The organism is Nocardiopsis sp. MT53 (genome assembly GCF_019598965.1).
In the GTDB taxonomy this organism is placed as follows: domain Bacteria; phylum Actinomycetota; class Actinomycetes; order Streptosporangiales; family Streptosporangiaceae; genus Nocardiopsis; species Nocardiopsis changdeensis.
Map to the genome: position 1 here is coordinate 498,121 of NZ_CP080599.1, position 23,697 is coordinate 521,817.

Below are 23,697 nucleotides of genomic sequence, written 5' to 3' on the forward strand. Positions count from 1 at the left end.
CGGGTGTTACAGGCGGACCGTCCTGGTCGCCGTCGAGGTCGCCCCGTCGGCGTCCGTGACGGTCAGGGTGACGGTGTAGGTCCCGGGACCGGGGTAGAAGTGCCAGGTGTAGTCACCGCTGCCGGTGGTCCCGTCGCCGAAGTCCCACGTGTAGGACACGATCGGGGCGTCGCCCGCGGTGGAGGAGGCGGCGTCGAACTCGCAGAGGTACCAGAACGAGTAGCACCCGCCGTCGAAGTCGGCCGTGGGCCCGTCGCCTCCGCCGGGGGACCCCACCGACACGGTCGCGGTGGCGCTGTCGGTCGCCCCGGAGTCGTCGGTGACCGTGAGGGTCACGGTGTAGTCGCCCTCGGCGCCGTAGGTGTGCTCCACGGTGGTGCCGCTGTCGCCCGCGCCATCGCCGAACTCCCACTCCCAGGCGGTGACCTCACCGCCGGAGGTGGAGCCGGAGCCGTCGAAGGAGCAGGTCAGGGTGGTGTCGTCGCAGGCGTGGGTGATCGACGCGACCGGGCCGTCGGGCGGGGTGGTGCCGCCGTCGGCCGGGAAGGTGGCGGGGTCGCCCACGTCCAGCAGCGGCTCGTGGTACCCGTCGCCGGAGGTGTCGTCCCAGTCCTGGTTGCCGGCCGAGACCAGGGTGTCGTAGATCGCCATGACCCCGTTGCGGTCGGTGGGCTTGGCGTTGCCGACGGCCAGCAGCGCCAGGCCGCCCGCGGCGTGCGGGGAGGCCATGGAGGTGCCGCTGGAGCTGCCGTACCCGCCGCCCGGAACGGTCGAGATGATGCAGGACCCGGGGGCCGCGATCTCGACGACCTGGCCGTAGTTGGAGAAGTAGGACAGGGTGTCGTCGTCGTCCCCGGTGCACCCGAGTGCTCCGCCGTTGCCGCCGGGGGCGCCGTCGGAGTCCGCCATCGAGGACACGGTGAGCACGTCGGGGTGGTTGGCGGGGAAGAAGTTCGCCGCGTCGCGCGAGCTGTTGCCCGCGGCCACCGCGAACGCCACCCCGGAGTCCACGGCCGAGGTGATCGCCTGGCCGAGCGCCTGGTCGGTGCAGCCCTCGCAGCCCAGGCTCATGTTGGCGACGGCGATGTCCCCCGCGTTGGCCGCCACGTAGTCCACGCCCGCGGTGATGCCGGCCAGGCTCCCGCTGCCGCTGGAGTTGAGGACCTGGACGTTCCAGATGTCCGCGCCCGGCGCCATGCCGACGACGCCCTCGCCGTTGTCGATGGCCGCGATGCTGCCCGCGACGTGGGTGCCGTGCCCGTTGCCGTCGGAGGCGGTGTTGGAGACGCAGGTGCCGCTGGTGCAGTTGACGGAGTTCACCACGTTGAGGTCGGGGTGGGCTCCGTCGACACCGGTGTCCAGGACGGCGACGGCCACGTCCGGGACGTAGTCGTCCTGCCCGTTGATCGCGAGGCCGGGGTTGTCGGGGGCGAAGGTGCGGGCGATGCCGTCGGGCACGTCCTGCTCGAAGGTGTGGACCGGCTGGTCCTCCTGGACGTAGGCCACGTCCGAGTCCCGGAGGAGTTCGGCGGCCTCGGCCGCGGTCATCTCGGCCGCGTAGCCGGTGAGCGCGTGCTCGTAGACGCCGATCGGGTCGTCGCCGTGGCGTTCGGCGACGTCCTGCGGGATGGCGGAGTCGTCCAGGACGACGATGTAGGTCCGCTCGGTGGTGTCGGAGGTGTCGAGGAAGTCGGGGACCTCCTCCGCGAGGGCCGGTGCTGCGAACATGACAGGCAGCAGGGCGACGGCCGCGAGGGCCGCGCCTATCTTGCTCTTGCGCATGATGCGGAGAACCCTTCGGGGGGATGGTGGGGGACGGGGGATGTGGAAGGGTGGCCACCCGGGATCAAGAATCCGTCACGGAGGGCGACCCTGACCATACGTGTTCACTACGTAACTTCGTACACGTCGGGGGGTGCTACGTAGTGCCCCGGCGGCCACTACCTACCCGGCGCCCGCCGACCCCGTGAGCCGGTCGCGGCCTTCGGGGTCGGCGGTGTCCGAGCAGGTCGGCGCGGTCCCGGACCGGGCTCCGGCCGACCGCGCCGGCGTCAGCCCGGCAGGGGGACCTCCGCGAGCAGGGGCAGCAGCCCCGCCTCCTCCTCGTCGAGATGGGCCTCCAGCTCCCGGCTCATCCTCTCCAGATCAGCGCGGAACGCGGCCGGGTCGGCGGTGGCGACCTCCGCCAGCAGCGCCTGGATGCCCTCGCGGATGCGGTCGACCTCGCGGTGCTGCTCCGACAGCCGCTCCAGGGTGCCGGCCAGGTGCGGGTACCGCTCCGCCAGGGAGGGGAACAGCATCTGCTCCTCCCCGTCGTGGTGGAACCGCAGCGACTCGCAGAACGCCAGGCAGTGCTGGCGCAGCTGGAGGCTGAGCCCGGGGGCGGGGACCTCCCCCTCCCGGGCCGCGCGCCCGTCGCGGTCGGCGAGGTAGGCGTCGGTCTCCTCGCGGATCCGGTGCAGGTGCCCGCGCAGCCAGCGGTGGACCTGCACCAGCTTCTCCGCGAGGTTCGCCGCGGCCTCCTCCGCCTCCGGGCTGTCCCCGGCGACCGCCGGTTCCAGCACCACCACGGGCAGGACCCGGTCGGTCCCTGCCTGGTAGTCGCCGTACCCGGGGGCCGCCCGAACGGCCTCGGCGAACAGGCGGTCGCGCTCCTCGCCCTCGGCGGGGACGGCGACCGCGGAGAACTCCTCGGTGCCCAGCTCGACCCGGACCATCGGGTGGGCGAGCAGGTTGTGGTACCAGGCGGGGTGCCGGTCCGAGCCCCCGGCGGAGGCGATGACGAACAGCCGCCCGTCCGCCCGGACGTAGCCGAGCGGGCTGGTGGTCTCGCGGCCGCTGCGCGCGCCGACGGTGGTGAGCAGCAGCAGGTCGCCGCCCTCGAACATGCCGCCGACGCGGCCGCCGTTGGCGCGGAACTCCGCGACCACGGGCCGGTTGAAGTCGCTCACGTACGGCTCGGGCCGGGCGAGCGGTCCGGGGCCGCCGGTCGCGGCCGGGCCGTCGCCGCGGGCGGCCTGCGAGGTGTCGGTGTCCTGTGTGTTCTGCAAAAGGTCTCCTCTCGGTACGGGGAATGCGGGTGGGCGGCCGCCCCGAGAGGTCCGTGCGCGCGGGCGCCGCGGACACGGTTTCAGGGAAGGGGGGCACGCCGACGCCGGCGTCCGCGGACACGGGGGAACGCGGACGGGGTCGGGATGCGGGAACGGGGAGGCCGCCGGAGGGCGCGGCTGTACGCCGCACCGGAACGCGTATCAGGCGTGCTGGGTGCTCATGGTCGGCTCTCCCTCGGATCGTGTGCTCGCCCGTCGACCCGACCGGCCCACTGCTCGTGGTCGGGGACACGTGGCACGCGCGACACGGTATGCCATGCCCCGGGGCGCGTCAACCGCCGGGGCCGGGACACGGCGGGGGCGCGTCCCCCCGCTCTCCGAGGGGCGTCCGGCCGCGGGGCCCGGTCCGGTAGGGCCCGCCCCACCCCCCATCGACGGGACCGCCCCAGCGACCGGGGCACCCCGCCCTCCGTAGTTTCAAAAGCCTTGGCGCGTCGGCGGAAACGGCCGACATCACGGAACAGGAGACACCGATGGCTTCGCACACCCCCCGGGACCGGACGGGGTCCGCACGGGCGGACGGCCCCGGACCGGCACGGCGCTCTCTGGCCCCGGACCTCGCCCGCGGGTTCATGCTGCTGTTCATCGCACTGGTGAACGCCGGCTTCTTCCTCACCGGCCCGGAGACGGTGCGCACCCTGGCCGACCAGGTGGTGACGTTCGTCCAGCTCACCCTGGTGTCGGGGCGCGCGATCCCGCTGTTCGCCCTGCTGTTCGGCTACGGCGCGGTGATGATCGCGCGCCGGGTGCGGGCCTCCGGCGGGGGCTGGGTGCAGGCGCGCATCCTGCTGCGGCGGCGCGGGTGGGTGCTGCTGGCGCTGGGGGCCGCGCACGGCGTCCTGCTGCTGCCGGTGGACATCCTGGGCGCGTACGGGCTGGCGCTGCTGCTGTTCGTCGGCCTGGTGCGGGCGCGCGACGTGACGCTGTGGTGGACCGCCGGGGTGCTCGCCGCCGCGTCGGCGGCCGTCCACACGGCGTGGGCGCTGTCGCTCCCGGTCGACGGCGGGGACGGCGGGGACTCCTCGGTGGCCGTGCCGTCCCTGGTGGAGCCGTCCTTCGTCGCGGCGTCCGTCGAACGGTTCAACGAGTGGACCCTCTACACGCCGATCACGATGCTGCTGGTGGCGATGCCCACGATCGTCCTGGGCTTCTGGGCGGGGCACCGGCGCCTCCTGGAGGAGCCCGGGGCGCACCGCCCGCTGCTGCGGTCCGCCGCCGCCTGGGGGCTGGGCGCCGGTGTGCTGACGGGACTGCCCAGCGCCCTGGTGGCGGCCGGATGGGTGCCCGCGGGGCCGCGCCTGGACGGCGCGCTGGCGGTCCTGCACGAGCTCGGCGGCTGGGCGGGCGGCATCGGCTGGGCCGCGCTGATCGCCCTCCTCGCGGCCCGCTGGGAATCCCGCCCCGCGCGCACGTCCCCGCCCGACGCTACCCGGGCACCCGTGCCCGCCCCCGGGCCGGCGGTGGCGGCCGTCGCCGCCGTGGGCGAGCGCTCCCTGAGCTGCTACCTCCTGCAATCGCTGGTGTTCACGGCGGTGTTCGCCCCCTACGGCCTGGGCCTGGGGGCCTCCCTGGGCGCGGCGGGCGCGGCCGCCGTGGGGGTCGCGACCTGGCTGGCGTCCGTCGCGGCCGCCGAGGCCCTGCGCAGGGCGGGCCGCCGCGGTCCCGCCGAGGTGCTGGTGCGCCGCCTCACCCGGCGCCGCGAACCCCTGGTCGCGCCCCCGCTGCCCCGCGCGGAGTAGGGCGCCTGCTCCCCGGGGAGCAGGCGCCGTGCTCCCCGGGCGGTGCCGGACCGCCCCGAAGAGCCTCTCGGCGGGGGACGCGGCGGCCGGTACCCGCTCCGTACCTTTCCACCATGACCTCCTCCCCCTTGAACACGCGGACCGCGATCCTCGCCGGGAGCGGCCTGTGCGCCGCCGCCTTCGTCCTCTCCGACCTCGTCAACCGCGAGATGAGCCCGGTCGCCGAGACCGTCAGCCGGTTCGTCAACACCGGCCACGGCTGGCTGGTCACCGTGGGCCTGGTCGGCCTCGCCCTGGCCGGGGCCGCCTCGGCCGTGCGGGTGGCCGACCGGCCCGGCCGGGTCCTGCTCTGGATCTGGGCCGCGGGGATCGCGGTCTCCGCGGTCTTCCCGGCCGACCCGCCCGGCAACTGGGCGGCCCCCTCCGTCTCCGAGACCGTCCACGGTCTGGCCGCCTGGGCGGCCCTGGGCTCCTTCACCGCCGCCGCGGTCGTGCTCGCCCGCCGGTGGCGCGGCCTGCCCGGCACCCCGCGGGCGCTCGCCCCGGTCACCACCGTCCTGACCGTCTCCATGGCCCTGTTCGTGGTCACCCTGGTGGACGCCATGGCGTTCCGGGAGCTCCCGGCGCTGCTCGGTGTGACCGAGCGCGCCGTCATCGCCGCGGACCTGGTCTGGATGTGCGTCGCCGCCTTCCGCGTCCCGGCCGCCCCCGCCGCGCCGGTGCCGGACCGCGTCCCGGAGCGCGCCTGATCCCGCGCACGGCGGGGCCACCCCGTCCGGGGCGGCCCCGCCCGCCGTCACCTCTGGACCTCCTCCGGTGCCGGGACCCCCACCTCCAGGTCTCCGTCCAGCCCCGCGAACGTGTACCGCGTGTACCAGTACTCCGGCGCCGGGACCGGCTCCGCGAAGGCCGCCGGGGCCGCCTGCGCCACCGGCCGCCCGTTGAGCACGGACCCGCCCTGCGGCGGCCCCTCGGTGGAGAACGCCAGGGGCTCCCCGTCCTCGGTCGCCACCAGCGTGAACGCCGACTCCTGCGGCGACTCCTCCGAGGGCCGGAACGTCCCCTCCACCAGCACCGCCGGGACCCCGTCGGGCGGGTCCTCCCCCGCCAGGTGGCCGTAGGCGTCCTCCGTCGGCCCGGGCGCGTCGAACACCGTCTCCTCCTCCGAGGTGACGGTGCCGGTCTCCACCACCCGGGCCATCGGCTCCAGGATCCGCTCGGGGTCGAACACCGCCTCCGACGCGCCCAGCTCCTCGGGGACGGCCGGCCGCCACACGGCGGGCCCGTTCCAGGCGGTGGTGTCGCTGTACAGCAGTTCTCCGTCCACCAGCATCAGGTCGCTGGCGCGCGCCCCGCTGACGGTGCTGGTCCAGCGCACCGCCTCGGGGTCGGCCTGGTACAGCACCCGGTCGAACAGGGTGGGCTCGGCCGCGGTGTCCGCGGGCAGCGGCTGCCCGTACCCCTCGCCGTTCCCGGCGTGGGTGAGGATGGTCAGCTCCAGGGTGCGCGCCCGCGTCAGCCGGTCGAGCGAGGCGGACACCAGGTCGATGCCCGTGGGCGCGGCGCTCTCCCCCGGGCCGTCCGGGCCGCCGGGGTTCTCGGAGACGGGCTCGGCGTCCTGGGCCAGGGCGTCGAACAGCGCGTACCCGCCGCCCCCGGCCACCGCCAGCGCGAAGCAGCAGGCGGCGCCGACGGCCAGGATCCGCCCGGCACCGCCGCGCCGTTCGCGGCGCTCGCGGCGCCGCCGGCGGGAGCGCCCGCCCCGGCCGCCGGCCGCGGCCTCCTGGACGCCCCGCCCGCCACCGTCGCGCTCGGGCCCGGGCCCGCCGTGCGCCTCCCCCGGCCCGTCGTCGGGGGCGGGCACCATGATCAGCTCCCCCGTGATGGGGTCGCGGGTGCTGACCAGCCGCCGCGCGTTCCGCACCCTGGTCCCGGGCGTCCAGGTGCGCCGCCCCGAGGCGGCCGCCTCCTCGTCCAGTCCGCGGGCCGCCTGCGTCCACAGCTCGGGCCGGTGCCAGGACACGTCCACGTACGGCCAGTGCGTGCGCGCCGCCCCGTGGAGCCGGTCGCTCCACTCCTCGCGGACCGTGTCCTCGGGGACCCCCAGCAGTGCCAGGCACTCCAGGTAGACGTCCTCGGCGGAGGGCCGCCGGGCCGGGTCCCGCTCCAGGGCCCGTTCCAGGACGCGCGCCAGCTCGGGCCGGAGCGCGGACAGGTCCACGTACCCGCGTGCCCGGACGGCGGCGTCGGCCTGCGAGACCACGGTGCCGAACGGCGGCAGGCCGGTGCCCGCGAAGACCACCGTGCACGCCCACGCGAACACGTCGGACGCCTCGTCGGGGCGGCTGCCCGCATAGCGTTCGGGCGCCATCCAGCCGGGGCTGCCGACGGTGGTGTGCGAGTCGCCGTCGTCCACCTGGCGGGCCAGCCCGAAGTCGACCAGGCGCGGCCCGGTGGCCGTGACCAGCACGTTCCCGGGTTTGACGTCGCCGTGCGGGACCCGGCCGTCGTGCACGTCCATCAGCGCCTCGGCGACCCCGGCGGCCAGCACCAGCAGCGCGGCGCCGCCCATCGGACCGCGCACCCCGGTGTGGCGCCCCAGGTCGAGGGCGGGCAGGTACTCCACGGCGGACCACGGGCGGTTGCGGTGGACGCCGCTGTCGAGCACCCCGAGCGCGCACGAGCCGGGCACCCGGCGCAGGTGCACGACCTTGTCGTCGGGATCGGCCGCGGACACCCACTCCTCGCCCATGACCTTGAGCGCCAGCGGATGCCCCTCGGGTGTGAGCGCGGCGTAGACGGCGCCCAGGGCGGAGTCGCCGAGCCGGCCGATCAGCCGGTGCGCGCCCACCCAGGGCGGGTCGTCGGGCACGAGGGGCCGGACGTTCGGTGGTAAGACGACTGTCGGTGCCATGGGGGGTTCGCTTCCACTCTCCTGGGACCAGGGGTTCGGGAATATCAGGACACGGCGCTCGCATTCGGTGGATACCGAACGTACATTCCCCGATGCTCCGGGGCCAATGGTGCGCACGGGTCGCGGGCCGTGCACCGGGTGAGAACCTCGGGCGGGCGCCCGCGGTTCACTTCATGACCGATTCTTCACCGAACTTCGCACGAAAAAGGATATGCGCAACGGCCCTCCCAGCACCGGCCCGGACCCGCCCCATGTCCGCTCACGGCCACGGTCGGCGAATAAGGACACCGCCGGAAAAGCGGGTTCTCGGATGTTCCGTAACGTTTTCCCGATGATCACCCGAACGTACCGGAAAAGGTCGAGGACGGGCCTTCTTCCCCGGCCCGGCCGCCCACGCGCCGCAGGGCCTGTTCCAGCACCGGCAGTGCCGTGGAGGCGTCGCCCTCCACCGGCCCGGGTCCCCCGGCGGCCGGCGGCACCCCCGGCGGGGTGTCCCGCGCACGGTCGTCCTGCCGGTCCCGACGGACATTCCGGCTCCTGAGCGACCTCGCCGCCGCGGTCGCCGCCCCCGCCCCGGCGGCGACCGCGGCGACCGCTCCCAGCACGGCCGCCACCCCGGACCGGTCCAGCAGCAGCGCGACCCCGGCGAAGACGAACAGCAGCACGGACATGCCCGCGTAGAAGAACACGTTGTCGTCCCGGGCGTCCCGGTCGGCCGGGGAGCCCGGGGAGCCGGGGTCGCTCCGGGCGGGTCCCCCCTCCCCCGGGGCGGCGCCGGCGCCCTCCTCCGGGGCGGCGGGGGCACGCATCCTGCGCACGGTCCGCGCCGCCAGGTTCAGCTGCGGGGACGCCTCGCGCAGGGTGACGGCCAGCGCCCACTGCGCCTCGGGGGCGGCCATCAGGACGGCCTCCCGCACCGCGACGCGCAGTTCCGCGTTCTCCGGGTCCAGGTCCCGCGCCGCCAGGGCGGCCAGTTCGCCGCGGTCGGTGACCGGGGCCGCGGCGGCCCCGTGCGCCAGGGCGACCAGGCGCGGGAGCGGCGGGGAGAAGAGCAGCCCGCCGTCGGGGAAGGCGTCGGCGAACGGGGAGTTCCACTCACGCTGGGCGTCGACGGCCTCCATGAGCAGGTGCAGGTTCTCCGCCGTGCGCGCGTACCGGGCGCAGGGGGTGCCCCGGCCGCACCCGTGCGCCTCGGGGGTGCGGCAGTGGTGCCTGCTCAGGGTGCGCAGCAGCCCGGCGCGGATCGCCCCGGCGATGCCCGCCAGGAACGGCACCGGGTCCCCGGCCCCGTCCACCAGCAGGTGCCAGGACAGGTCCTCGCCCCGGTAGGAGGGCCGCAGGGCGGGCGCCATCCGGGCCACGACCCGGGCGAGGAGGAGTTCGTCCCCCGCCCCGTCCCCGGAGGAGGCGGGGGCGTCGGCGAGCAGGTCCCGGGCCGCGGCGTCCAGCGGCGGCCACTGCGCCAGCCTGCGGCGCTGCTCCGGCGAGCGCAGGAACCCGACGGCGGTGTCCCACCGCTCCTGGAAGGCGTACGCCAGGGACACCGGCGAGGTGTGGTCGACACCGTCGAACCGGAAGGGGGGCTCCTTGCGGATCTCGGCCGCGGCCGCGGCGATCTCTTCCACGGGCACCCTGATCGTGGTGGTGTCCCCGCCGTCGGCGCCCGCCGTCCCCCGTTCCGCCTCCCTCTCCGCGCCCAGGACGGCGGCGATCTCCTCGGCGGACATCAGCCGGGTGGCGGGCCGGTCGGGGTCGGGCCCGGTGCCGGGGCCCTCCTCCCCCGCACCGGGGTCGTCCCGGTGCCCCAGCAGCGCCATCAGCACCTCCCGGGCGGTCGGACGGTTGCCCGGTTCCCTGTCCAGGCAGCGCCGCACCAGCGGCAGCAGTGTTTCCGGCACCCCGTCCAGGTCGGGCTCCCCGGTGGTCACCCGCATCAGCAGCGCCGGCATGTTCGGCGCCTCGAAGGCGCCCCGCCCGGTGGCCGCGAACACCATGACCAGGCCCCAGGCGAACATGTCGATCGCGGTGGTGACCTCCCCGCCCCCGAACTGCTCGGGGGCCATGTACTTCGGCGTGCCCAGGATGGCGCTCGCGCTCGTCCCGGTCCCCTCCAGCGCGCGGGAGATGCCGAAGTCGATGACCCTGACCCCGTCCCGCCCCAGCAGGATGTTGTCGGGTTTGAAGTCCCGGTGCACCACCCCCGCCCGGTGGATGGCCACCAGCGCAGTGGCGGTGGACACCGCGAGCCGGTACAGGTCCCCGTCCGAGCCCGGCCCCCTCCCCCGGATGTAGCCCTCCAGGGGCGTGCCCTCCACGTACTCGGTGGCGATCCACGGCGGGTCCCCGCCGGGGTCGGCGTCCAGTACCCGGGCGGTGCAGAACGGCAGCACCGACTTGATCAGCCCGATCTCCCGGTCGAACCGCTCCCGGAAGTCGGCGTCCCCCCGGTGGCGGACGTGCAGCACCTTGACGGCGGCGCGGTGGCCGTCCCGGTGCTCTCCCAGGTACACGGTGCCGAAACCGCCCGCGCCCAGGAGGCGGCGCAGGCGGTATCCGCCGACCTCGGAACCGATGTCGACCACGGGGGACTCCTTGTCGCTCTCTGCTCGGGCGCCGCTCCCCACCGCGCACCGGGAACGCACCGTAGCACCGCGGGGTGAACGGGACACGCGGGGTGCCGCGCCCATCCTTCTCCGCAGGGGCGGGGGTTCCGAGGACGCTGACCGCATGTGGCCACGACGCCCCGCTGGCGGTCGGGCGGGGCGCCGGGGCGGAACCCGGCGGCGGAACGCCCCGGGAGGGCGGTCGGCCGGGGACGGAGCACGGCTCCACCACGCCCGGCAGCGGACGGCTCCTGGAACGCGCCTCACCAAGCGTCCATCCAGGGAAAGCGAGCGCCAGGTGCCGGGACGGAACACGGCCCCACCGCACCCGGCGGCGGATCACCCCCGGAACCCACCCCACCGAGTGTCCGTCCCACGGAACGGACCGCAGTCGGGACGACAAAAAGGAAAACCCGCACCGAGGGAATACCGGAATTCCGGAAATGGCGAAGAAGAACAGCAAGAGCGCGTGTGAGGCGTGACGACATCCCCGGGCGTTCCGTGCCGGTTCATCCCCGGAGAACATCCACCGGACGCACGATCACCGCCTTCCACATCTCCACAGGGTGGAAATCCCGAGACCGTTCCACCGATCCACCCAGCGGAACGGCTGGGAGCACGTTCTCCGAAACGGCATCGCACACGCGCGTTCCCGCGCATGCGTAGAGCAACGGCTCCGGGCAGGGGCAGCGAACGGGCACGACGCATCCGAAGAGAGGGGCGCACACTCGTGTGCGCATGCCGGGGACGGTCAGCGGCCACGGTCGGACACTTCCTTCGCGCGGGGTTCACGTGAAGCGGCACAACGCGGCCGGGCCCGTGGGAAAACTCCGTTTTCCACACCCGACCCCACATGCCATAACACCCAGGGGATGGAGATCCGACCCGCCCCGGGGGATAAAACGGACCTACCTGCCACTTATTCGCGAGAAACAGCATGTTTTCTTGAATACGTCCGGGCCTTCGCCCTTTCCCCTAAAGTGGGGGGCCGGGGCCGCCACCCGGCCCCTGGGGCGGGCGGCGCCCCGCGCTCCCGTTCACTCCTACTCCCGGGGGCGCGGGGTTCCGCTCGCCTCGTCGCCCCGGCGCACCGGAGCGCGGACGGGAACGGGAGACCCGGGCGAGACCTAAAAGGATCCCTGCCGCCCCGGGCCGACTAGACCGGCCGGACCGCCGCCTCCGCGGCCGCGTCCGCGCCTGTGTCCGAGGACACCGTGTCCCCGCAGGCGAGCGCGCCCCGCTCACACGAGAGCACCGTCTCCAGCAGCCCAGGGAACCGCTCGGACACGTCCCCGTCCCGCAGCGAGATGAAGCACCGGGTGCCCTCCGTGCGGCTCTGCACCAGACCCGCGTTGCGCAGGATCTTCAGGTGGTGGCTCAGCGTGGACTGCGCGATCGGCAGGTCGATGTCCTTCCAGGCGCGCTCGCCGTCCCTGGCCGCGAGCATGCGCACGATCTTCAGCCGGGTGGGTTCGGCCAGCGCGGCCAGCACCGTCACCAGCTCGACCCCGTCGAGCGGTGGATGGTGTTGCTCCCTCGCCGCCACGCGAACCTCCTCACACCGGCGTTTCGCACCAGCATAGTGGGACGGGTGTATCTTCGATATTCGACGATCATCGAACACCGAGGGACAAGCATGCCCATCACCCTGTCCGTGCTCGACCATGCCGGCATCTCCGAGGGGTCCACACCCGGGCAGGCCCTGCGCGACGCCCGCGACCTGGCCCGACACGTGGAATCGCTCGGCTACCGGCGCTTCTGGCTGTCCGAGCACCACAACATGCGGGCGATCGCCAGCGCCGCCACCTCCGTCTCCCTCGGCTTCATCGCCGAGGGCACCTCGACCATCCGCATCGGCGCCGGCGGCGTCATGCTGCCCAACCACTCGCCGCTGGTCATCGCCGAACAGTTCGGCACCCTGGAGTCCCTCTACCCGAGCCGCGTGGACCTGGGCCTGGGCCGGGCCCCGGGCACCGACCCGCGCACCATGATGGCGCTGCGCCGCGACCACTCCGCCGCCTCCGCGTTCCCGCACGACGTGCAGGAGCTCCAGTCCTACTTCGAGCCCGCCGACCCCGGCCAGCCGGTGCGAGCCATCCCCGGCGAGGGCCTGCGGGTGCCGCTGTGGATCCTGGGGTCGAGCCTGTTCGGCGCCCAGCTGGCCGCGCAGCTGGGGCTGCCGTACGCCTTCGCCTCCCACTTCGCGCCCGACGCCCTGTACGAGGCGCTCAAGGCGTACCGGGAGAACTTCACCCCCTCGCGCCAGCAGGAGACGCCGTACGCGATGGCGGGGGTGAACGCGTTCGTCGCCGACACCGACGAGGAGGCCCGGCGCCTGTTCAGCACCATGCAGCAGGCCTTCCTGGGAACGCTGCGCGGGGCGCGCGGGCTGCTGCGCCCGCCGGTGGACTCGCTCGACACCATGTGGCGTCCCGGGGAGCGGGAACGCCTGGACCACATGCTTCGTTACTCGTTCGTGGGTTCCCCGGAAACGGTGCGCCGCAAGCTCGAGCTGTTCGTCACCGACACCGGTGTGGACGAGCTGATGGTGTCGTCGATGATCTACGACAAGGAGGCTCGCCTGCGCTCTTTCGAGCTGCTGGCGGAGGTCGCCGGTCTGGGCTGAGTCCCGTCCCCGCCCCGGGGGGCACCGGGCAAGGGTGGCGGCCGTTGGGCGCTGTTGGCAGGCGGCGCCGGCCGCCTCCCCCGGGTGGGGAAGACGAAGGGCCGGGCACCCCGCGGGTGGGTGCCCGGCCCTTCGGTGTGCCCGGACCGGCCCCGGGTCCGTTCGGCGACGCCTCTCACGGCAGAGCCGGGTGTCCCCCCGGTGCCGACCGTGAGCATCCCCGCCGGAGCAGGGAATCCTTCCAGGACGTGAACTCTCGCCGTCCCCCGGCCCCGAGCCGGGTGAAGAAAGCGCCCCCGAATCCCCTCCGCGCTCGCGGACGACCGCATTCGCACCGGTCATAGGCACGATCGCCCACCGATCACCGGACAAGTAGTGACGCCTCACGTGTCGGCTGAGAAGATGGTGACCCGTCGGGCACCGACCGTTATACGTGTTCATGGGCGCTCCACCCGAATGCGGTTCCGCACCCGGAAGGGCGATCGGAACCGCGAGAGGCGTCCCCACCTGCGTTTTCAACGGAGCCGAGAGGGCCTGTGGACAAGGTGTGGTGGCCGGGATCGACGGGCATCGTGAAGGAGGATGACCTCTTCTGGACAGGTACAGGGCGTATGCCCGGGACATGTGCAGGATAGTGAGAACCCCGAGGCGGCTGCGCGAGCAGGAGCCTCGCCCCGTAGCCGAGTCGTTGACACCGGTGAATCCTTACCCTTGGTTCACCTTGATGAAGGCCACCAGGCCGAAGAGATGCCCGGCCGCGGGCCACGAGGACGTGGCCCGTCGCCCCGGATCTCCTCCCCCAAGGAGCTGACCCCTTGTGAAGACGCCAATGAGCAAGCTGTGGGCGACCCTGAGCGCCCTGATCGTCCCCCCGTCCAAGAAGAACGACACCGGCGCCACCATCATCGAGTACGCGGCCATCCTTCTTCTCATCGCCGCCGCCGCCACCCTCATCTGGGGCCTCGGCATTCCCGAGAACATCAGTGGGTCGATCGGTACGGCCGTCTCCGAGATCCTCAGCGGCCCCTGACCCGGACAGAAGAACAAAGAACGAAGGCCCCATAGTCCGGGCGAAGCATCGAACAAACGAGAACCGCTTGCTTTCCAAACCCTCCACCCCGAACAAAAGAAGACAGGCATTCTCTTCCGGGGTAACAGCAACACTTCTCCTGACGCTGACCGCATGTGTGGTGTCCCCAGAAGACGGAAGCACCCCCCGACCGGAGGACGCCGGAACCCTAGAAAGCAATCCACCCGATGCGCAGGGAGGGGACACCGAGGGGAACCCGATCGCCCACGCGGCGACGACCACCACACCCCTGGGCCAAGACCTCGAGATCGGCGTTGTGGCCCTAGAGCGACTGGAAAGCGACGCACTGAGACTTCGCCTACAGGTGTCCAATAAATCCACGGAAAGCATATCGCTTTTCGACGGCCTATCCGAGCCGAACGACCCGAACACGGCAAGCCTGGTATCCCTGGTCGATGCAAGCAATCAAAAAAGATACCTCAGCTACGACCAGAGCAATGGACAATGTTTCTGCTCCCCACCCCTGGAAGGCCCCATACCGGCAGGGGAAAGCGAGGAGATCTGGGTTATATACCCAGAACCCCCGGTCGACCTAGAACAGATGACGGTCGTGGTACCGCTGGCTCCACCGATCATGGACGTACCCATCAGCGACTCCACGGAAAGAATGGAGAATATAAGCCTGGCGGACGCCCAGATACTCAACCTGACGATGATATCGGACAACCTGGAGGATCAAACCGGTCGCACCGAGAGCGGCGAGGAAGTGAGCATCATCCTGTCCTCCGACGTGCTTTTCGAGACCAACAGCTCCGAACTGAACTCTGAAGCAGAAGAGATACTGGAGCAGGTCGCCCTGGAGATCGACGACTCGTCGGCCACGACCGTGAAAATCGACGGCCACGCCGACAACACGGGAAGCGATGCGACGAACGTCCCGCTCTCCGAGGAACGAGCCGAGTCGGTCAAGGAGGCACTGGCGGATCTCCTGACACGATCTGGAGTCGATTTCGAAGTCGCCGGCCATGGATCGAGCGACCCGATCGCCGACAACAGCACGGAAGAAGGACGAGAGAGAAATCGCCGTGTCAGCGTGACGTTCGAAAAGTAGGCGACCATGAAGCGAAAAAGAAGAAAAGCAGCAAGCACTCTCTGCATGGCCGTTCTCGTAGCCGCCACCATGTCAGCGGGAATCAGCTCGGCGGCCCCCGCATCGAAGCCGAGAGATCTCGATTCCCTTGGGTCTGCCACTGGGAATGAAACCCAGTCGAGCAACCTCGTCGCAGAAGCCAACATCGCAGAGAGGAACGAGGCCGGGAATATACTGTCCATCACGTGGAGCATTGAGAACACAGGAAGCGATCGAGTCACTCTGACCTGGCTCGCCGGGAGGTCATATCTTTACTCAGGCGCCAACTACGCCGGAGTGACCGCCATGGCCGCAGACGGATCGTCAAGATTCCATCCCATCATGGACGAATCCGGTTCCTGCCTGTGCTCAGGAGACAGCTCGTCGGCCTTCAAAGAGTGGGTGAGTCCCGGAGAGAAGGTCTCATACTGGTCGATGTTCTCCGTCCCCTCCGATGTCGAGAGCATCACCTTGGAGATTCCCGGGTTCGAGCCGATCGAGAACATTCCCATTTCCTGACCGCCCCCGACCAAAACCTTCTGGAGAATGATTTGTCTGGCTCCCGGCACACGAACTTCGGGGAACCGCGGAGGCCGTCGCCTTCGCGGCCTGCGGGGCGTGCGGGGGAACGCAGTGGACCCCCGCGCCTCTGGCGTTGGCTGTGGCCCGCGAACCCCCATGGCGGCGACCGGGGCGCGGCACTGACCGAGACGGCGGCCGTGCTCATCCTCGTCGCCGCCGTCATGGTCGCGGTGTACCAGCTGGAGCTGAGCAGGACCTTCAACGAAGGCGTGCGGCAGATGGTGTGCCTGGTGCGCGGCCCCTCCTGTGGGGAGACCTGGACCGAGGCCGATCGGCCGGAGGCGCCGGAGTCGTACGAGTGGGGCCAGGGCAACCCGAACCGGGTCGACAACCAGAACATCGCCCGATCCCTCGCCGAGGGCTACGGCTGGCAGGACGCCGAGTGGCAGTGCCTGAGCAACCTCTGGGGGGCTATGTCGCACTGGGACCACACGGTCACCGACCCGGATACGGGGGCGGTCGGCATTTCCGGGTTCGTCCCGGGGGTGCACGGCAACCTGCCATCCGGGTTCCGGGACAGCGCCCAGGCCCAGATCGAGTGGGGGCTCGGGCACATCAGGGACACCCACGGAACCCCGTGTGTGGCCTGGTCCTACTGGCAGGGCAGCGGCTCCTACTGACCGGGATCCGACCAGCGCCGTGGCCCCTGCCGGATCCATCCGCTCTCGGCGGTGGTGGGAGCCCATGCGCTTCCGGCACGGCTCGAAGCCGGGCCCGGCCCACCCCGTCCCCCGGGCAGGCCGAATACCCCTCGGTTCAGGGAGTCGCGCAGCAGAACCCCGGGTCTCCCGCCCCCTCCGCGCACTCACCACCGTGGGTGCCGTGGCCGCTCCCATCGACGGAGCCGCCCGCCCCGCCCCCGCCCCCGTGCCCCTCCCCCTGCCCCACGCGCGACGCGTGCACCCGCCCGGCCGGGGACACCGGTCAGGGCTGGGTCTCCTCCCGCTCGGCCTCCTCCTCGATGAAGCCGATCACCTCGGCCAGGTGCTGCTCCACGTCCAGGGTCTCCTGGGCCTCCGGTCCGGCGACGCGGCGCAGCGCCGCCAGCACCTCCCGGTACTCGGCCTCCGCCTCCTCCAGGAGGCCCAGGCTCGCCCACGTCGCCGCCATGCGGCTGCGGACCCGCAGGGTCTCCGAGTGGTCGGCGCCCAGCGCCCGGGTCTGGGCCGACACCAGGTCGCCGAGTTCCGCAGCCGCGCCCTCCAGGTTCTCCCGGCCGCCCGCCCGGACCAGCGTCACCACCAGCGCCTGCCAGACCCGCCAGGTGTCCGGGTCCCGCTCGCCGTGCCGCAGCAGGTAGCCCCGCACGATCGCCCGCAGCCCCAGCACCGCTTCGTCGTGGATCCCCATGTCGCTCAGCGTCCAGGCGGCGACGAACAGCAGGTCCAGGCGTTCCTGGTCGCCGGGTTCCCGCCCCGGCAGCCGGCCGGCCTCGGTCAGCGCTCGCACGGTCTCCGACGCGGCGGCCCGGTAGGCCTCCAGGCGCCGCACCATCGTCTCCGCCTCGTCCGTGTCCGGCGCCGCCTCCGGGCCCGCGTCCGGCGTCACTCCCGGCGGGTCGGCGGCCTCCAGGGCGCGCCGGTGCGACTCCATCGCGCCGGTGAGCCCGGCCTCCTGCCGTGCCGGGTCCCACCGCAGCGCGCGCAGCAGCTCGGTCCGCATCGCCAGGGTGTGCGGATGGTCCTCGCCCAGCGCCCCGTCGAGCCTCCGCACCAGGGCCTGGACGAGGTCGGCGACCGCGGCCCGGTGCTCCGGGTGCCGCGCTGCCACGTCGCGCAGGCCGGCCGTCCACTCCCGGTGGTAGCGCCGCACCTGCCGGTGGCCCGCCCCCAGGACGCGTTCGGCGGTCTCGACCACCGGGGCGAGCTCGAACGCCGACTCCGCCTCGGCCCCGCGCCACCGGGGCATCCGGCCCAGGTCCCAGCGGCGGGCCAGGGTGTCCGGATGGTCCGGGCCCAGCACCCGGCAGGAGGCCACCACCAGGGAGAGCAGTCCCGATTCCAGGTCCGGGAGCCGGTCCGGCTCCCGGTCGGGCATCGTTCCCGGCCCGGTGCCGCGGTCCCGCGCGCCCCGCCGCATCAGGTCCTCGTCGACCCGGCAGGCCAGCTCCCAGGCCTTGAGGGTGTCCGGGTGGTCCGCCCCCTGGACCCGACGCCGGTCCCGCAGGACCTCGCCGATCTCGGCCCCGGCCTCCTCCGGACGGGCGAGCGCGCGCAGCGTCAGGGCCAGGCTCTGGCGGGCGGCCAGGGTGTCCGGATGGTCGGGGCCGAGGGTGCGCAGCCGCCCCTGCCACACCGCCCGGTACTCCGGGACGGCGGATTCGCGCCGGTGCTCCCACAGCAGTGCGGCCAGTTCCTCCCGGGCCGCCAGGGTCTCGGGGGCCTCCGGTCCCAGCGTTCGTGCCCGTTGCCGGGCCCGGTCCTGCAACCGCTCCCGCTGCGGGGCGAAGCCGGCCCTGCGCTCGTCGCGGCGGGCGCGGCCCCGGAGCCTGCGCACCCGCCGGTAGGCGGACTCCGCCTGCCGCAGGGCGCCGTCGGCGAGCTGCGTGCGGGCGATGTGCAGGGCCTCCTCCCGCGAGGAGCATCCCAGGAGCATCTGGAACTCCGCGTCCGGGACCTGGTCTGTGTACCCGCGGGGCGGCTCCGGGTCCATGCCGGTCACCGTGTCGGCGGTGAGGAACAGCCGCGGCATCCGCGCCCGGGGGGCGGTCAGCCACTCCCACGCCTCGGCGAGGGACTCGAGCTCTCTGGTCAGGGCGTCGTCCCCGGCTCCGGGGTCCGCGTCCTCGGGCAGGTAGCGGGTGTGCAGCTCCTCCACGGCCGAGCGGCGCAGCGGCCACGGGTAGCCGCAGCGGCGCATGCCCATGACCGCTCCCAGCAGCGCGGCGGCCCGCAGCGGCATCACGATCCCCACCGTCCTCTCCGCGGGCCGCCCCGGTCGGGGACCCGCTCCGGTCTCCCCGGAGGGGGCCCCGCGGCCGCCTCCGGCCGTTCCGGCCCGCGCACCGTCGCCGCCCCCGCGCCGCGGACGCCCGGGACGCAGGACGAGGCTACCGCCCGGCCTCCGGCCGCGGTGGACGTTCGCCCGGGAGGGCCGGATGCGGTCACGGCCCGCCCCACTCCGGCGGGCAGGCCGCCTCCCCAGCGCGGGCGAGTTCCCCCTCGACCTCCTCCCGCGCGGCCGGGACGTCGGCGCCCTGGTGGATGCCCGCCGGTGCCCCGGCCGACCGGGGCACCGTGACGAACACGTCCGTCCCCACCGCGAGCGCCTCCAGCGGGTCCGCGTAGGCGGGGTCCGGGACGGTCACCCGCGCCGTCTCCCCTCCGGAGGCGGGCTTGACCCACTCCCGCACGGCGATGGTCACCTCCACCAGGGGCTCCTCCGCCGCCCTCGGACCTTCCCCGCGCGGTTCCGTCACCGCCTCCACCGCGCTGACCTCGCCCTCCACGATCACGTCGGCGCAGGCGATCTCCTCCGCCAGGGTCCGCCGCCGGTCCACGGCGGGGCCGGTCCCGTCCCCGTCGAGCAGCACCACCAGGGCCGCCGTCAGGGCGCCCGCGGCCGAGACCCCCGCGATCCCCCACAGGGCGGGGTGCCCGCGCCGGCGCCCCCGCGTCACGATGTCCCCTCCTGGTCCTGGGCGTCCCGATCCAGGGCGTCGGCGGCACCGGCGGCGGGTTCGGTCGCGGCCGCCCGGAGCGCCTCGTTCATGCGCTGCTCGCTGCGCAGGGTGTCCTCATGGTCGGGCCCCAGCACCCGGACCCTGATCTCCCACACCGCCCGGTTCTCGGCGGCCGCCTCCTCGTACCGCTCCAACCGCTTCCAGGCCAGGGCCAGCCTGCTCCGGGCCCAGAGGGTGTCGGCGTGCTCGGGACCCGACACACGGGTCCGGACCTCCAGCATCTCGCGGAGTCCGGCTTCGGCCTCCGCGAACCGGCCCGCCTCGTGCAGCACCAGTACCTGCCTCTCCCAAGCCCAGAGGGTCTCCTCGTGTTCCGCGCCCAGGACCCGCGCCGAGGCCTCCCACATCGCCCGGTACTCGGTCAGCGCCTCCTCGTACCGGCCCAGATCCTCCAGCGCCAGGGCCAGTCCGCTCCAGTCGGCCAGCGCCTCCTCGTTCTCGGGGCCCGCCGCCCGAGCCCGGACCTCCAGAAGCCCCCGGTACTCGGCCGCCGCCTCCTCGTAGCGCTCCTGCACCCGGTGCAGTTCGGCCAGCCGGCTGCGGAGCTCGAGCGTGGTCTCGTGCTCCTCCCCGGCGTCACGACGCCACACTTCGAGGGCTTTCCGCAACCCGCACTCCGCCTCGTCCATCCGCCCCAGCCGCCAGGACGTCATCGCGAGGTCCTGGTGGTAGGCCACCAGGTCCGGGTGGTCCTCCCCGAGGTCGCGGATGAGGTCGTCCCGAGCCGCGGCGGCCTCGGTGTAGTGCTCCTCATAGCACCCGGCGTCCCGCAACGCCGTGGTCATGGCGTACCGGGAGGCCAGGGTGTCCGGGTGGTCGGCGCCCAGCACTCGGGCGCGGTCCTGGTACACCGCACGCCATTCGGTGAGGGCCTCCTCCTTCCGCCCCAGGGACGACAGCACCCGGCCGAGCCGGTGGCGGTCCGCCAACACGAGGGGGTCGTCGGGGCCCGACATCCGTGAGCGGATCTCGTACAGCGAGTGCGCCTCGGGCTCGGCCTCCGACCAGCGTCCCGCGTTGACCAGTACCGTCACCAGGGTGTTCCGGGCCCTCACTTTGAGGGGATCGGCGGCATCGGGTCGGCGGTCCAGGACGGCCGCGATGTCCCGCAGTTCCGCCTCCAGGCCGATCCGGTCGACGTCACCGCCTTCGGCTCGTTCGGCCTCGTAGCCGTCCATCAACGTTTCGAACCGGGCCCTCTGGCTTTCCGGGTGCTCCTCGCCCATCGTGCGACACCGCAGTTCCCACAGGGCCCGGAACCCGGCCTCGGCCTCCCGGTGCAGACCTTCGCGCGAGGAGACCACCGCCAGCTCCCACATGGCCGCCGGGATGAGCGGGTGTTCTTCGCCCAGGGCGCGCACCGCCGTGTCGAGGATCTCCCGCAGTTGAGCACGTGCGGTGGACAGCCGCTTCAGGCCCACGTGGGACTGCGCGAGGCGGAACCGGGTCCACAGGGTGTTCTCAGCGTCCTCGCCCGCGCTCCGGCTCAGCACTTCCACGGTGGCCTCGAACTCGGCCCGGGCCCGTCTGTGCTCCCCGAGCAGGGCCAGGGTCATGCCCAGCTGGTTCCTGGCCGCCACCGTGTCCGGGTGGTCCTCGCCCAAGAGGCGCAGACGCGCCTCCCGAACCGCTTCGGCCTCGGGAAGGGCCTCTTCGAGGCGGCCTGCCCGGTGCAGCGCCAGCGCCAGGAAATACCGGGTCGACACCGTGTCCTCGTGGGCTTCTCCCAGGATGCGGAGCCGTGCGCGGGCGACCCCCTCCAGCTCGGCCGAGGCCTCGGTGAGACGCCCCCCGAAGGTCAGCACCGTTCCCAGGGAGTCCCGGAGTTCCAGGAGCACCGGGTCGTCCGGGCCCACGGTGGCCGCGCGCAGTCCGACCGCCTTACGGTAGGCGCGTTCCGCCAAGTCGTAACGCGAACGCCCCGAGGCGTCGCGCCCCAGGCCGGAGGCCGAGCCGATGGTGGACGCGTATCCCAGGATGCGGTCGAACTCCTCGTCCGTGATCGGGATGTCGTCCGGGTACAGGCTCCAGACCTCGTTCAGCACCCGTGGGGATATGCCGACGCCGTCACCTTCGAAGGGGACCAACAGGGCCTCGAACATCGCCATCGGCCCGGACGAGAACGAGAGCCGGGCCATGGGCGAGGACTCGGCCACGGCCTCGGTCGCCCAGGCCCACGCCTCCTCCAGCGTTTCGGGGACCGGACCCGACCCGCTCGGCCGTTCCTCCAGGAACCTCGTGTGCAGGTGCTCCACCAGTTCCCGGGGAACGGTCCCCTGGAAGCCGCGGCTGTACACCAGAGCCGTGGCGGTGACCAGGGCGACGCCCCGGGGGCGGGGTGTCCCGCCGACGGCCGGGTCGGCGGACCGGGCCCGGTCCCAGCGGTCGGCCAGCAGGTCGGTGTTCTCGATGCAGGAGGCGAAGCCGTAGCGGCCGCTGTTCTTGAGGACCCGGTCGAACCGGTCGTCCCCCGACCAGGATCGCACCTCCCGCACGCGGTCGCACTCGGCCTCCGACAGGGCCCGGGGCACCATCACCTCGACCGCCCGGTCCGGTTCCGCTTCCACGGCCCGACCGGGAGAGGAACGCATGAGGGTGTCCATGTACTCCTTCAGGTCCTCCTCCTCACCCTCCTCCAGCCCGGCCGGCCGCGTGGCGGTCTGAACCGCGTACGAGGGCAATGTCATGCTCCCCGCCCTGGCCAGCAGGGACCGCTCGTCCTGGGAGAGGGTCCTTACCAGCAGGCGGTGGCCGCCCAGCGGGGTGTCGAGGAAGCGGGCGAGCTCCTCCGCGGGGTTCGCCGGATCCATGCCGAGCCACAGCCACTGGATGCCGCCGTCCAGCCACAGCACGCACCGGGAGTGCCGGTCCGCCTCCCGCCACAGGTGTGCGAGCCCGGCCCCGGGACGGGGGATGAGCAGGGTGTGGTCGGTCAGGTGCGACACGGCCTCGTAGGCGCTGCGGGACCGGCCCGCGGTCCTCTCACCCGTCAGGAGGACGAGCCCGCCCGCGTCCACGGCCGCCCGGAGCCGGCCGTCGAAGTCGCGGGGGACGTAGGGCGGGACCACCGCCGTTCCGTCGGTGGTGACGACGGGGCGGCGCACCCCCCAATTCGTCGGGTCGCCCCACTGACCGACGGTCGGGGGCGTGCCGTCGGGCAGGGTCTCGTACGAGCCCTGCCTCCAGCCCGTGACGTCATCGCGCCACTGCGCGGGCATACCCTCGAGCCCCCTGCGTCTCCCGGACGACTCCGACATGTGCGACCTCCGTCGTGTTCTCCTCGGCAACACCTCTAGGACGCCAGGGGGGACACGGACGGTGCCGGGGCTCCGGCCCCGTGGCCGGGAGCGGCCACGGGGCACGGGCGGTGGCGGGCGGTCAGCCCGCCTCCGCCGGCGGGGCGTCGAGGCGGCGGACCTGGTCGTCGGTCAGCTCCAGCCGCGCGGCCACGGCGTTCTCCTCCAGGTGGCCGACCGAGGTCGTCCCCGGGATCGGCAGGATGTGGGCGCCCCGGCGCAGCAGCCAGGCCAGCTGCACCTGGACGGGGCTCGCCCCCGTCTCGGCGGCGACCTGCGCCACCGGCGAGGCGGCCACCGCCTCCCCCATCGCCACCGGGAAGAACGGCACGAACGCGATGCCCAGCTCGGCGGTGCGGTCCACCACCGGGTCGTGGTCGCGGGCCGCGTGGTTGTACAGGTTCTGGACGGCCGAGATCGGGGCGACCGCGTGCGCGCGCTCCAGGGTGGCGACGTCCACCTCCGACAGCCCGATCGCCCGCGCCTTCCCCTCCCGCTGCGCCTGTGCCAGGGCTCCCACCTGGTCCTCGACCGGGACGGCCGGGTCGACGCGGTGCAGGTAGAGCAGGTCGATCGTGTCGGTGCCCAGGCGGCGCAGGCTCGCCTCGACCTGCTGGCGCAGGTAGGCGGGGTGGCCCAGCGGCACCCATTCCCCGGGGCCCGGCCGGGTGACGCCGACCTTGGTGGCGATGGTGGCGCCCGTGCCGCGCAGCGCCTCCCCGAGCAGCCGCTCGCCCTCGCCCAGGGCGTAGGCGTCGGCGGTGTCGAAGTGGTCGATGCCCAGCTCCAGGGCCCGGCGCAGCAGGGCGATGAGGTCGTCCCGGTCGGTGGGGGCGCTCCAGACGGGGGCCGTGGCCCCGGACCGCCGGTGCGGGGCGTCGGCGAAGCGCATGGTCCCCAGGCCGATCCGGGAGGTGGAGAGGGAGTGCGCGGGGGCGGTGTTCCGCTCGATGGTGCCCGTGGTGTTCTCTGTCATGCGAGGACGT

General features: G+C 73.2%; 16 protein-coding genes. 7 read left to right on the forward strand and 9 right to left on the reverse strand.

The genetic code is table 11. From position 1 onward, the window contains the following. Positions 1-6: 6 nt before the first annotated feature. Positions 7-1,782, reverse strand: a complete 1,776-nt coding sequence (locus tag K1J57_RS02100) for a S8 family serine peptidase (protein WP_220562801.1) — start codon at positions 1,780-1,782, stop codon at positions 7-9. Between the two features lie 269 nt (positions 1,783-2,051). Continuing rightward, positions 2,052-3,050, reverse strand: a complete 999-nt coding sequence (locus K1J57_RS02105; RefSeq protein WP_370634585.1) for a nitroreductase/quinone reductase family protein — start codon at positions 3,048-3,050, stop codon at positions 2,052-2,054. A 533-nt stretch (positions 3,051-3,583) separates the two neighbouring features. Between K1J57_RS02105 and K1J57_RS02110 the strand changes: the two genes are divergently transcribed. After that, on the forward strand, positions 3,584-4,849 hold the full coding sequence (locus tag K1J57_RS02110; protein WP_255646787.1) for a DUF418 domain-containing protein: 1,266 nt from the start codon (positions 3,584-3,586) through the stop codon (positions 4,847-4,849). 113 nt (positions 4,850-4,962) lie between these two features. Then, positions 4,963-5,598 (forward strand): DUF998 domain-containing protein, encoded by a 636-nt coding sequence (locus tag K1J57_RS02115; protein ID WP_220562802.1) that lies wholly within the window; start codon positions 4,963-4,965, stop codon positions 5,596-5,598. 47 nt (positions 5,599-5,645) lie between these two features. On the opposite strand, the gene K1J57_RS02120 is transcribed toward K1J57_RS02115, so the two are convergent. The 3 genes from K1J57_RS02120 to K1J57_RS33275 form a co-directional block, all read right to left on the reverse strand. Further along, entirely contained in the window at positions 5,646-7,763 is a 2,118-nt protein-coding gene (locus K1J57_RS02120; RefSeq protein WP_220562803.1) for a serine/threonine-protein kinase, read from the reverse strand. A gap of 335 nt (positions 7,764-8,098) precedes the next feature. Then, the gene (locus K1J57_RS02125; RefSeq protein WP_220562804.1) at positions 8,099-10,345 is read right to left on the reverse strand and encodes a serine/threonine-protein kinase; all 2,247 of its coding nucleotides are present in this window, start codon (positions 10,343-10,345) and stop codon (positions 8,099-8,101) included. A gap of 1,177 nt (positions 10,346-11,522) precedes the next feature. Then, positions 11,523-11,912, reverse strand: coding sequence for a helix-turn-helix transcriptional regulator (locus K1J57_RS33275; protein WP_260697156.1), 390 nt, complete (start codon positions 11,910-11,912; stop codon positions 11,523-11,525). A 90-nt stretch (positions 11,913-12,002) separates the two neighbouring features. Between K1J57_RS33275 and K1J57_RS02135 the strand changes: the two genes are divergently transcribed. From K1J57_RS02135 to K1J57_RS02155, 5 genes are all read left to right on the forward strand, one after another. Beyond that, positions 12,003-12,992: an LLM class flavin-dependent oxidoreductase gene (locus tag K1J57_RS02135; protein WP_220562806.1), complete on the forward strand. Its 990-nt coding sequence runs from the start codon at positions 12,003-12,005 to the stop codon at positions 12,990-12,992. 829 nt (positions 12,993-13,821) lie between these two features. Beyond that, positions 13,822-14,022, forward strand: coding sequence for a hypothetical protein (locus tag K1J57_RS02140; protein WP_220562807.1), 201 nt, complete (start codon positions 13,822-13,824; stop codon positions 14,020-14,022). Positions 14,023-14,182: 160 nt separating this feature from the next. Beyond that, on the forward strand, positions 14,183-15,133 hold the full coding sequence (locus tag K1J57_RS33280; RefSeq protein ID WP_255646788.1) for an OmpA family protein: 951 nt from the start codon (positions 14,183-14,185) through the stop codon (positions 15,131-15,133). Positions 15,134-15,178: 45 nt separating this feature from the next. Beyond that, complete coding sequence (locus K1J57_RS33285; RefSeq protein WP_255646789.1) at positions 15,179-15,670, forward strand: hypothetical protein; 492 nt, start codon at positions 15,179-15,181, stop codon at positions 15,668-15,670. Between the two features lie 200 nt (positions 15,671-15,870). Next, complete coding sequence (locus K1J57_RS02155; RefSeq protein WP_255646790.1) at positions 15,871-16,353, forward strand: hypothetical protein; 483 nt, start codon at positions 15,871-15,873, stop codon at positions 16,351-16,353. A gap of 304 nt (positions 16,354-16,657) precedes the next feature. Here the strand turns inward: K1J57_RS02155 and K1J57_RS33925 are convergent, their stop codons facing one another. From K1J57_RS33925 to K1J57_RS02175, 4 genes are all read right to left on the reverse strand, one after another. Continuing rightward, positions 16,658-18,646 carry a tetratricopeptide repeat protein gene (locus K1J57_RS33925; RefSeq protein ID WP_220562809.1) on the reverse strand — a complete coding sequence of 663 codons (1,989 nt, stop codon included), beginning with the start codon at positions 18,644-18,646 and terminating at the stop codon, positions 16,658-16,660. A 190-nt stretch (positions 18,647-18,836) separates the two neighbouring features. Continuing rightward, a complete protein-coding gene (locus tag K1J57_RS02165; RefSeq protein ID WP_220562810.1) occupies positions 18,837-19,352 on the reverse strand; it encodes a hypothetical protein in 516 nt (171 codons plus the stop codon). Further along, on the reverse strand, positions 19,349-22,633 hold the full coding sequence (locus K1J57_RS33930; RefSeq protein WP_220562811.1) for a tetratricopeptide repeat protein: 3,285 nt from the start codon (positions 22,631-22,633) through the stop codon (positions 19,349-19,351). The genes K1J57_RS02165 and K1J57_RS33930 overlap by 4 nt, the downstream gene beginning before the upstream one ends. Positions 22,634-22,793: 160 nt before the next feature. After that, a complete protein-coding gene (locus tag K1J57_RS02175) occupies positions 22,794-23,687 on the reverse strand; it encodes an aldo/keto reductase (RefSeq protein WP_220562812.1) in 894 nt (297 codons plus the stop codon). Positions 23,688-23,697 lie beyond the last annotated feature (10 nt).

Coding starts and splice junctions, on each gene's coding strand:
- K1J57_RS02100 (WP_220562801.1), bottom strand. CDS start 1,782: ATGCGCAAGAGCAAGATAGGCGCGGCCCTCGCGGCCGTCGCCCTGCTG.
- K1J57_RS02110 (WP_255646787.1), top strand. CDS start 3,584: ATGGCTTCGCACACCCCCCGGGACCGGACGGGGTCCGCACGGGCGGAC.
- K1J57_RS02115 (WP_220562802.1), top strand. CDS start 4,963: ATGACCTCCTCCCCCTTGAACACGCGGACCGCGATCCTCGCCGGGAGC.
- K1J57_RS02120 (WP_220562803.1), bottom strand. CDS start 7,763: ATGGCACCGACAGTCGTCTTACCACCGAACGTCCGGCCCCTCGTGCCC.
- K1J57_RS02135 (WP_220562806.1), top strand. CDS start 12,003: ATGCCCATCACCCTGTCCGTGCTCGACCATGCCGGCATCTCCGAGGGG.
- K1J57_RS02140 (WP_220562807.1), top strand. CDS start 13,822: ATGAGCAAGCTGTGGGCGACCCTGAGCGCCCTGATCGTCCCCCCGTCC.
- K1J57_RS33285 (WP_255646789.1), top strand. CDS start 15,179: ATGGCCGTTCTCGTAGCCGCCACCATGTCAGCGGGAATCAGCTCGGCG.
- K1J57_RS33930 (WP_220562811.1), bottom strand. CDS start 22,633: ATGCCCGCGCAGTGGCGCGATGACGTCACGGGCTGGAGGCAGGGCTCG.
- K1J57_RS02175 (WP_220562812.1), bottom strand. CDS start 23,687: ATGACAGAGAACACCACGGGCACCATCGAGCGGAACACCGCCCCCGCG.